The 2,067-nt window shown below is 57.7% G+C and carries 1 protein-coding gene and 1 pseudogene; both read right to left on the reverse strand.

Translation table 11 applies throughout. The annotated features are described in order from the left end of the window. Nucleotides 1-122: 122 nt before the first annotated feature. The gene (locus tag AC1DSG_RS30550) at nucleotides 123-1,649 is read right to left on the reverse strand and encodes a DHA2 family efflux MFS transporter permease subunit (RefSeq protein ID WP_477794200.1); all 1,527 of its coding nucleotides are present in this window, start codon (nucleotides 1,647-1,649) and stop codon (nucleotides 123-125) included. Beyond that, nucleotides 1,642-2,067 (reverse strand): annotated as a pseudogene (locus AC1DSG_RS30555) (HlyD family secretion protein); the annotation flags it as partial. The gene AC1DSG_RS30550 and the pseudogene AC1DSG_RS30555, both read right to left, overlap by 8 nt.

Consider the following 2,067-nt stretch of genomic DNA (forward strand, 5'->3'; position numbering starts at 1 on the left):
TTGGTGGTGCGGGCAAGCCCGGCCGATGGCAATCAAGATATTTTCTGCGGTGACCTTATCTAAGTACCTCCCCCTGCTTCCACGCAAAAGCGTGGGAGCGGGGGAAAGCGAATCAGGGCTGATTACGGGAGCGTGTTTTTTTGAGTCTTCGGCGTCCTGAAAACCAGCAGCAGCGGTATGACGCCAATCGACAACCACATCAGCAGCTTAAAGTCATCCAGGTAAGCCACCCAGCTGGCCTGCACGGTGATCATGCTATCCAGCGCTGCACGTCCGCCGGCGGTTAATGGATTCAGCACGCTGCTGACTGGCCAGGCATCGAACAGCCGATTGAACGGCGTAATGTTTGCACCTATTTCGGCGTGGTTGATCTGAGTGTTTTGTGCCAGCAGCACCGTCACGATCGAGATGCCAACACTGGAGCCGACATTGCGTGACAAGTTGTACAGGCCGGTGGCGTCACCACGCAAATTCGGGGGCAGGGTGCTAAAGGCTATGGTGGTCAGCGGGACGAACAGCAGGCCCAGGCTCGCGCCCTGAATAAAACCGACATAGATGATGGTGTTGATCGACACTGCCGGCGTCCAGCCAGTCATCATGTACATCGACCAGGCAGACAGCACCAGACCGCAAAACAATATCCAGCGAATATCAACTTTGCCGATGATCTTCCCGGCAAGGAACATGCTGAGCATCGTCCCCAGGCCGCGCGGCCCCATGACCATCCCGGCTGTGAGCACCGGGTAGCCCATCAGGGTTTGCAGGTAGGGTGTCATCAGCGCCAGCGACGCCAGGTAAGTGATACCGATGATGAAAATAAACACCACCGCCACCGAGTAATTGCGATCCTTGAACAACTTCAGGCTGATAAAGGGCTTGTCGTGGGTGAAGGTGTGGACAATGAAAATATACGAAGCGACAGCGGCTACCAGCGCCTCCAGGAGGATTTCCCCAGAGTCGAACCAGCCCAGTTGTTCGCCGCGGTCGAGAAACAATTGAATCGACATAATGGCCACGCTGAGCGAACCAAAACCTAACCAGTCCAGGCGTGCGGTTTTGTCGGCCGGGGTTTCCCGAATGAAGCGGGTCATGCCGATAAAGGCCAGCAATCCGATAGGCAAGTTGATGAAGAACACCCAGCGCCAGCTAAGGTGCTCTGTTAACCAGCCACCGAGCATCGGCCCCAGCACGGGACCGACCATGACCGATACTCCGAACAAAGCCACTGCTGAACCTCGGTCTTTCTGCGGGTAGATGTCCAGAAGAATGCCTTGCGACAGTGGCACCAATGCCGCCCCTGCCAGCCCTTGTAGCAAACGGAACAGAATGATTTCTTCCAGGGAGCGGGCGATGCCACAGAGCACCGAGGCCAATACAAACCCGAAGATCGACCATAGCAACACGCGCTTGCGACCGAAGCGCCGCGCAAGAAATGCCGAGGGCGGTGTCATGATGGCGGTGGCGACGATGTAGGAAGTCAGTACCCAGTTAATCTGATCGGCGCTGGCCGATACGCTGCCCTGCATATAGGGCAGGGCGACGTTGGCGATGGTGGTGTCCAGAGCCTGCATGACCACCGCCAGCACCACACACAATGTGATCAGCAACCGCAGCGGCGAGGGTGGCAGTGGTCCGGTCACTTCACTCATGATGGCGTGCAAGCAGGTTTGCCAGCGGTTTCGGCAGACCACGGGCGGTGCCGGTATCGATATCAACCACGGCGCTCATGCCATGGCGCAATGCGGGTTTGTCAGCAGCATCGTCGATACGGATCCGTACGGGAATGCGCTGTACAACCTTCACCCAGTTGCCCGTGGTGTTCTGTGCCGGCAACAGCGAAAAGCTCGAGCTGGAAGCGGGGCTGATGCTCTCCACGGTGCCATGCCAGGTCACACCCGGGTAGGTGTCCACCTCAATGGTGACACCTTGGCCAATGTGAGCGTTGGTCAGCTCGGTTTCTTTCGGTGACGCGGCCACCCACAAGTGCTCGCTGGACACCAGGCTGAAACCCGATTGTGGCGGTTGCAGGTACGCACCCACTTGCAGCGAGTCAACGTTGGTCACGAT

It is taken from the genome of Pseudomonas sp. P5_A12 (assembly GCF_056400685.1).

Bases quoted from the DNA above. Each gene is read 5' to 3' on its own strand.
- AC1DSG_RS30550 (WP_477794200.1), bottom strand. From the start codon at position 1,649: ATGAGTGAAGTGACCGGACCACTGCCACCCTCGCCGCTGCGGTTGCTG.